This window comes from Abditibacteriota bacterium, from assembly GCA_017552965.1.
Lineage (GTDB): Bacteria > Armatimonadota > UBA5829 > UBA5829 > UBA5829 > RGIG7931.
The window spans coordinates 37,290-45,652 of the sequence record JAFZNQ010000112.1; the positions used below are offsets into that span (position 1 = coordinate 37,290).

The 8,363-nt window shown below is 58.7% G+C and carries 6 protein-coding genes; all 6 read right to left on the bottom strand.

Annotation, left to right across the window (positions count from 1 at the left end; all coding sequences use genetic code 11):
* Positions 1–94: 94 nt before the first annotated feature.
* Positions 95–1,189 (bottom strand): hypothetical protein, encoded by a 1,095-nt coding sequence (locus IK083_09135; protein MBR4749714.1) that lies wholly within the window; start codon positions 1,187–1,189, stop codon positions 95–97.
* 53 nt (positions 1,190–1,242) lie between these two features.
* Positions 1,243–2,634 (bottom strand): hypothetical protein, encoded by a 1,392-nt coding sequence (locus tag IK083_09140; GenBank protein ID MBR4749715.1) that lies wholly within the window; start codon positions 2,632–2,634, stop codon positions 1,243–1,245.
* The gene (locus IK083_09145) at positions 2,631–4,292 is read right to left on the bottom strand and encodes a hypothetical protein (protein MBR4749716.1); all 1,662 of its coding nucleotides are present in this window, start codon (positions 4,290–4,292) and stop codon (positions 2,631–2,633) included. The genes IK083_09140 and IK083_09145 overlap by 4 nt, the downstream gene beginning before the upstream one ends.
* 69 nt (positions 4,293–4,361) lie before the next feature.
* A complete protein-coding gene (locus tag IK083_09150) occupies positions 4,362–5,423 on the bottom strand; it encodes a hypothetical protein (protein ID MBR4749717.1) in 1,062 nt (353 codons plus the stop codon).
* Positions 5,424–5,875: 452 nt separating this feature from the next.
* The gene (locus IK083_09155; protein MBR4749718.1) at positions 5,876–6,916 is read right to left on the bottom strand and encodes a hypothetical protein; all 1,041 of its coding nucleotides are present in this window, start codon (positions 6,914–6,916) and stop codon (positions 5,876–5,878) included.
* A gap of 1,058 nt (positions 6,917–7,974) precedes the next feature.
* Positions 7,975–8,363, bottom strand: a 389-nt coding sequence (locus IK083_09160; GenBank protein ID MBR4749719.1) for a DnaB-like helicase C-terminal domain-containing protein, incomplete at its 5' end; no start/stop codon positions are given.

Genomic DNA, 8,363 nt, shown 5'->3' on the forward strand with positions numbered 1-8,363 from the left:
TTATACGCATGGGCGGGGAAAAATATACCCGGAAAATGCGTTTTTTTCGGCGGCGGGAGCTTTTTTTGCGCCGGCGGCCCCGATGCCTGCCGGGTCAAAAATAATAGCCGCCAAAAGAACCATAGAAATAGGCCTTGACCTTGTCCCCCAGATCAGCTGTGACCTCTCCGAAGGAGGCTCTGAAATCTATGACGGTCAGCCTGAGGGTCCCCGCTCCGGCAAGCCTGCGCAGGTCGTCGGGCACCAGGTCCTCCGCGGGCAAGCCCCGCTCTTCCAGCCTCCCCGCGATGTCGGCGAGGACCCTGGCCAACACCTCCACGCGCAGGTTCAGGCTGTCGGTGGTCAGGTTGAGCCGGTCCGCCCAGTCCTTGTAGTTCAGCCAGGCTTTGTCCGTGGTGTGCCTTTTGAAGGCTCCCACGTACACATGCGCTCCTCCGGCTATAAGGGCGTTGATCTCCTCTTCTTCCCGGGCGAGCCCGTTCGTTGTGTTGAGGGCGGGCCTGTCTATGAGCCTCAGCAGGACTCCGATATAACCGCATATAAAGGTCATGAGGACGGTCCTGCTGCCCTGCTTTATACCCGTGAGCCCGAGGATCTCCGGGACCAGCGGGTCGGCGTCTTCGGTGAAATAGCGTTTGCCCGCGTAGGCCGCGGGGCCTTCTTGGTCGCTGTCCGGCACGGCTATGAGGAAGACCACGGAGCTTTTGTTCCAGAGGACCACGTCCGCCATGCCGGTCTTTCCCCGGAAGGGAGAGGGGTTCCGGAAGCCGAAGGCCGTCTTGTCGGAGGTGAACCGGGTATTGAGTCTGTTCCTCTGATAAAGCTGCAGGCTATTAATGTCCCGATGAAAATACAGCAGCTCGTCCAAAGGGAGCGATTTGGCCTTTTCCAGGGCGGCGGCGTTTGCCGGGTCAGCCTGTATGAGCTGACAGTATTTGCGGACAAAGGCGTCCGTGTCTTCTATGTCGAACACTTGCGCCAGGCCCTTTGCCGCCTCCTGGTGGTCTCCCTCGGCGGCCCTGGCCAGATAAGGCTTGACGGCCTTCTTCAGGCTCTTGGTGGAACGGAAGGGGTCCAGCAGATCCAAAAGGTCCGGGATCACCGCTTGGGGATAGGCCGCCCGCCTTCTTTTTTCTGCTTTCCACGCGTTAAACCGATCCCCCAATTCCCTGGGGCTGATGCTTGCCATGCTTTCCTCCCTATACCAATTGCTTATGCGTAATCCGCAGCAGGATAATTCCGCTAACGGTAGTAATAAAACAGACCTTTCAGTTGCTTTACTGTCTCTGCGACTTGTTCCCGGGGCTGCCCCTTCATGCCCCTGAGCCTGTCGGGATTCAGTATCCAGAAAGCGCGGGAACGGTTATAGCCCCCTATGCACAGATCGGCAACGGAATCACTGTACCGCTCGTCTGCGGATATCCTGAAAAGCCTTTTCCCGGGGCGGGCCATAAAGGCCTGCAGCACCTTTTCCGGCTCTGTGCGCATATCGCCCGGGCAATATGAGGTCCCTTCGCTCACGGGAGCCCCTGAGGGGTCCGTGGCGTCCCGGGTGTAGTATATATGCGCCTTGCCCCGGCAGTCCGCCAGCAAGACCTTTTCCTGTCCGTATCTCTCCGCCAGGCCTATGGCCAGACCGTGCAGATACTCTTCATCCTCTGGTCCGGAGCAGAGCGCGGTCACGATCTCCTTGTCAATATTATCCCGGCCGAATATCCGGGAGCCCACAGGGTCCAGCCGGCAGCTGTATGCCTCATCCAGCATCCATCTGCGCATGGCCTCCCGGTCTTCCGGTTCCCGAGGAGTCTCTCTGTCTCCGTCTTCTGCCCCGGAGTCATATGAGCCGAACAGGGAGAACGTGTCAAGGCGGGCAAAACCGGCCAGCATCTGCAGCTCTTTGGTCATCTGTCTGTTCCGGAGCTCCGGCCCCTGTCCCCAGGCGGACACCAGAGCCATAGGCTCCCCTTTTTCGAGATGCCCGGAGAGGGCTTTCAGGGCGCTGCCGCAGACGGGATATTGGGCAAACAGGCCGCAAAACGGGGCGTCGTTCCACAGAAACGTCTCTGCGGGGAATTCGTCGTCGCAGGCTCCGGAGATGAGCCCGGCAAACAGCCTCGGGTCCTCCAGAAAACGGTTCAGGTCATGATATACGTAAACTCCCCAGGAATTGGGGCTCTCGGCCCTTGCTTCATAGTTGTAATAATCCCGCTGCGTAAGCCCGAAATTGTCGCGCAGATACAGGCGGACCATTTCCGTGAGGATCTTCGCAGGAGCATCGCAGTCGAGACTGACCTTCATGCGGAGCACCCCCATATCCGAGGGGATAAAGCCGCCCCTCTCTATACGGGCCTCCTTCAAGGGTTCCACGGAAAAGGTGAGGACCCTGTCCGCATAGAGCCTGTAGAGATCCCTCTCGTACTCGATACGGGTCCCGTCCGCAGCGTAAAACCACTCCCGGGGCAGTTCATCGGGAAAAAAGGGGAATTGCACCTCGCCCTTGAGCCCCATGATGTGAAACCGTTTGCGCCTGTAGCGGCGGTCTATAGAGTCCCGCAGCATTTCCGTGTCGATCGCTTTGTGCTTCAGCAGTGTCAGAGCCTTCTCCGAAGCGTCTTCTGGTATAGTGTATATCATATCCGCCCTCCTTTTGCCGCAGCATCGCCCTCCGCCTGTCCTTTGTCCGGCCGCAGGCCGTGGAGCTTCAGCTTCAGAGTGCGCAGACCGTCATGACCTACGGATATCTGCCGCAGCTCGCCCCTGACCTCAGCCGGATCTCCGGGCCGCAGTTCCCTGGCCAGGTCCAGCAGGTCCGTGTCGAAAGGGTCGAGGTCACAGCAAAGGCGGGTGCCGGATCCCCTCCAAAATGCATCCAGCGTCAGGGTCGCCTGCCCCGTCAGCGCGGAGCCCTTGCCCCATTTGGTCCGTTCGCCAAAGCCTGCGGCATAGCCCCGGACGCTCACCAGCCTCTCCGGCGGGCAGCCGGGGATATCGGCGATGTCAAAGAGCAGGTCGCAGGCGGCGTGCCGTCCGTTCTCCCGGACGGTGCTCACGGCCTTTTTGCCCGAATCGAGGGACAGCCGGTCAATAATTCTGCCTGCGGCAGCCCCGGATATTTCCGCAAAGCCGTATTCCCGCAGTACTGCTGATTCCCGGCGGTAATAATGGCGGGCCAACTTAAGCTTGCGCGTCGCGCGTTTGGGCAGCAGGTCGCCCACTTCGGGCATGCTGCCTGTGTAAAAGTCGGGGATCGCCCACATATACCGGTCGGAGGCTGCCTCTATGTGCCCGACGGCGTATAAGGGGTATTTCCTGCCGGCTCCGCCCTTGCAGACCATAAAGACGCGGCTGCCGACGAGCTGCTGCGCCACAAGGCCCAATTCGCCGTTTTCCTGGCAGCAGCGGCCTATCTTTACCTGCAGGGGGATGCACACCTCGCCGAGGGGCGCCGGGCTGTAAACCGCGAACTGTCTGCCGCATTGTTCTGACCGCAGGCTTTTGACCGTTTCCCCGGAAATATGCTGATGGCGGGGGGCGGGGCTGTCTGCGAGATAAAAGGTGACAGTATTGTCTTCCGAGCCTGTGCTGATGGCTGTGCGGCTGGTTTTCAGAAGCATCAGACGGCCTTCCGCTGCCGCCCGGTCTCCGACGCGCGCTCCCGGCTCGAGGGCGCATTTCACTATCCATTTCGTCCCGAGGTCAAAGGGGACAGTCAGGGTAAGGGTCTCGTTCTCCGTGCTGCTGACGGTCCCCTCAAAGCGGAGCCAGCAGGGCTCCAGCTTTTCCGGGCGGAACACCGCCAGGTCATTCAGCCTCTCGGGGGTCAGCTCGGCGTAAACGTGAGCGCCTTCAAAGATTTTGCGGGAGTCGAGTATCCTGGCGGCGGAGGCGCCGGAGATGAGGCCGGTGTCGAAGGGCACGCAGGACGTCTCTTCGAGCCACAGCTCCGCTGTCACCCACACGTACCGTTCCGAAACAGCTTCTATGCGTCCTATGGCGTAAACGCCGCACCAGTTGGTCATAAACACTCTGTAGTTCCGGAAGTTCGCGGCGATATCTCTTTTGACGGCCTCTGCGTCAAAGCTGACGCGGTTCCTGAAGACTCCGTAATACGACAGAGCCGTCTCCACTTCTTCCTGTTCGGCCAGTATGATGTTCGCCAGCTCGTCCATGTCAAAGCGTACCGAGGCGGGTTTGCCCTTGCAGTCTTCGCAGCGCAGGATCAGCCATTTGGCGCTGTGATCCTGTCTCAGAGCCGCAGCGTCTGCGGCTGTCAAAAAACTAAGACGTGTCATGATATACTCCTTTGTATCCGTTGTCATTGCGGCAGAGCAGGCAGCCCGGCTCGCCGACCTTATCCCGGCCTATTGATAGCCCATTACTGCCGGGCAGACCTGCAGGTTGACGCCCCCGGGCAGGACCAGCCCTCTGAGCCCTGCGGGAAAGACCTCGTCCGGGTCTATATTGCGCTCTTTCAGCTTTTCGGACAGGCTGCGGTAAACCGCGGTGATATCCGCCGAGCGGCTCTGCAGGCGCTCCGCCTCTCTGTTGAGCCTGTTTGCCAGGCCGTTGTATTCGGCCTTGCGGGGAAAGCTGCGTGGGCCTGCGATGCCCAGATACACCTGCGCTCCGCCGGCGATAAGGGCGTTGATCTCTTCTTCCTCTTCTGCCAGACCGTTGTCCGTGTTCACCGCCGGACTGTCGAGTATCCTGTGGAGGACTCCCGCAAAAAGCAGCACGAACTGCCTGAAACGGGTCTTCTCATATTCCGGTCCCGTGTATTCCAGAGTATAGCGGAGCAGAGGGTCTGCGCTGTCTCCCGTCATACGTATGCCAAAGCTGCGGGGGGCGTCCGACACGCAGCCGCTGCCGCAGAGAAAGACGATCTGCTCCCGGTTCCGGAGCACCACGTCTATGACGTCGGTCTTTCCCCGTAGCGCCGACGGGTTTCGGAAGCCGAAGACCGTCTTTTCCGAGGAAAACCCCGTGATGCCGGCAGTGGTTGACAGCCATCTGATATAGTCTGCCCTGTCGCGATAATAAAACAGCAGTTCATACAGCGGCAGGGACCCCTGCGGGTTTTCCATTGCCGCCGGCATGTCCGGATCCGACAGCATCAGCTGCCGGTATTTCCGGGCAAACAGCTCCCTGTCGGCGCCGATGCCGAACAGGTCCGCCAGGTCCAGGCCGTCGGAATAGTGATCCTGCGCGGCCTTTTGCGCCGCAGCCTGCAGCCCTTTTTCCTGCAGCAGCCCCGAGGGACAGAGAGAATCCAGCAGCGCAAGAAGCCCGCTGACAGCCTGCCTCCGGTCGCCCTTTTTCTTTCGGCCGATCCACTCTTCCAGGGCCCTGACAGTCTTCGGGGGAAGGGGCTGTCCCAGCTGGACGGCGTTCATGGTGTGGTATAGATGATCAAAGCTGGCCATATGCGCCTCCGCTGCCCGAGCTGAAAACAGGCTCGCGGGCATAAACGACAGGGGATACAAGAAGGGACCGAAGAAAATGGCGTCTTCTCCCGCTGCCGGCCTTCCGGACGACCGGCTGCGGGCTCCCCATATTAGTTGGCTGCTCCGGGATCTGAGGCCCGGACGGTCGGCGTCTATCGCCGAACGATGTATGGACTGTGCGCCGGCAGGAGCTGCCTTTCGGAAATACCGCGCCTGTGTGAGCGCCTGACTGCGCCTGCGGATCAAGGGGCGATCTGTGTGAGGCCGAACACCTTGCGGCTCTCCGAAATGATCGGGCAAACAACCTCCGGCAATATTATTATACCATAAAGACAAACAAGAAAACAACTGCCTGAGGTGTAATTGTGCCAAAAATATTTGTTATTTTTGCAGACAGTCCCTTTTGTGACCTGTTTTCCGCAAGTAAGCGTTCACTCTGCGCTCCCGTCAGGGCTGCCGGTATCCGCTCCGTATCTCTTCATGAACTCCGAATATGCGGCCGGATCTTCCCGCTGCAGGAGCCCCGCGAGCCGGTCTGCTGGTATGGCGGCAAAGCCAAACCGGACGCCTTTTTCTCCGAACAGGTCAAACACCGAGGGAGAGCTGGCGGCCAGACGGTCCGTAAACAGGGCGCAGTCCCCGATGAGTTCCTCCCGGGCCGCCTCATAATGCCGGGGGTCGATGTCTGTGCCGGCAAAGTATTCCGGCTCCGGAGCCCAATAGCAGAGCGCCAGGGTGATCCGGCTCAGGGTGCCGGGGAGCCCTCCCAGATAGCACCGCTCGTTGAAAATGCCGATGATATGCCTGTAGAGCTGGGCGGCGTCCAGGCGCCGGAAGTCTCGGGAGTTGACCCGCTTCCGGAGGGGCGCCAGAGCCTCGAACAGTCCGGCAGGATATCGGGACGGGTCGCCGTAGGCGTGATCGAGGACCTTGGGCGGGTCGCACAGCCACTCCGAGAGCTTGGTCTCCACAAAGACGCCATTTTTTCCGTCATACAGATAAGCGTCCAGATTGGCCGGCCTGTTGCTGCCCCATAAGACCCGCAGCTTTTTTTCGTATTCTATCCTGTAAGGGCCGCCTTCCGGCCCGGAGTCCGCTGCCGGCGGATATGAATGCGCGCTGCTCTCTCTGAGATCGCCGGCGAAGACAGCCTCGGGCCCGTTGCCGAATATATTGAAGGTCAGGGCAGACGAGCTGGCGACAGAGTGCAGCTTGGGCGGCTGCAGACTGCCGTGTTTATCGACGTATTCCTCCAGCTCCCCGCCGTCGCCTTCTCTGTAGGCGCGCTCCGTGTCCGGGGACATGCTTTGGAGCAGGTTGTCGTCCCGGCGGATGAAGTAGAAGTCTCTCATCCGGGTCTTGTAGGGGCAGTCCTCTGCGTCTCCCCGGAAAACCGGCCGCTCTGCGCCGGGATGCAGCCTGAGCCATCTGTCTTTGATGACTTTGTATAATGATAGTCGCGAAATGATCATTGATCCTCCTTATTTGCTGCCCGGCATCCTGAAAATGCAGAACAGTATGAATATACAGAATATATAAAACATTACTTCCTTCATAGGGCGGGTGGAAAACGGGAACCTGCAGCCCGTGGGGCTGCGCTGCGGGAACAGCGGGGCAGCGGCTGCGGCAGCTGCCGGGGCTTTGTGAATAAACAAGCGTAAAAAAAATACGCGGGCACATCCACACCTTCCTTTATATACATGGCAAAAAGCTGTTGAGACTCTTTGCCGGAGAACATGGTCCTCCATTTATAGCTGACGGCAAAGCAGCCAAAATTGTTCCCCGGCAGGCGACATCTTTTTGCCGGCCAGGGCAACACACCCCGCGTCATCCCGGCGGAACGGCGCCCGGCGGTCAAGTCAGAACGTCATCTCGGCGCCACACTCCGCGTCATCTCGGCGCCTCCGCAGGAGGCGGTAAGAGATCTACGGGGTCCCCGAAAAATCGTAAGATTTTTTGGGGTGGTTTGCGGACCCCACCGACGGCATTCGCCGTCGGTGTCTCCGGCTCCCCGGGATATCGTTTAACTGTCAAACATCAAGCTGCATATGACGTAAACATAGTAAAGAACAATACCCACAGGAGCCGTAATAATGCAAAAGAGCAGAATCAGTATAAAACTTATGGCGTCGTTGCTTTTCATAATAACACCTCTTGTTAAACCGGATCCTCCGCTGCAAACAAACCTACTGTCCTTGTTTATTAGAATCTCCAAATCTACTCAGGAATCTATCTGTTCTCTCTAAGAGTTCCCAAATTCTTTCTGCGAGCATTAAAGATCCTAACTTTTTGATCACCTCACTATAGAATTCAGAAGTCTTTTATGTCCTGCATTCTACTATACGATAAGGCGCCTGACCTTTGATACTCCTTTTGTGATCGCGCGGCAGATAAAGCCGTCAGATACATGATCCCCGAGAGGAGCCTCCCTCATTTCTTCCCAAATAAAATACTCAAAGCCAGGCTGACAATGGCTATGGTAACCAGCAGCTGCATCACACACCTCCTTTACTTACTGATCGCGCGGCGTTTATATCTGACAGATGGCGGCATCCCGCTCCGGCGCGTTCCCGACTGCAGCCGGATCGCGAAAGGCGGCGTATTTTCTCATGAAATCCAGCGTCACCTCCCGGGTCCCGCCGTTTCTGTGTTTGGCGATGATCACCTTCGCCTCTTCCGCCGGGTCCTGCCCGGCGTCACCGGAGGCGCTGCCGTCATAATAGGAAGGCCTGTGCAGCATGAGTACCATATCCGCTTCCTGCTCTATAGAGCCGCATCCTCTCAGATCGCTGAGCTGAGGCCTTTTGTCCGGGCGGTCCTCCAGCTTGCGGTTCACCTGAGACAGAGCCATCACCGGACAGTCCATTTCCTTGGCCAGGAGCTTGAGCCCCCGGACTATCTCGCTGATCTCCTGGTTCC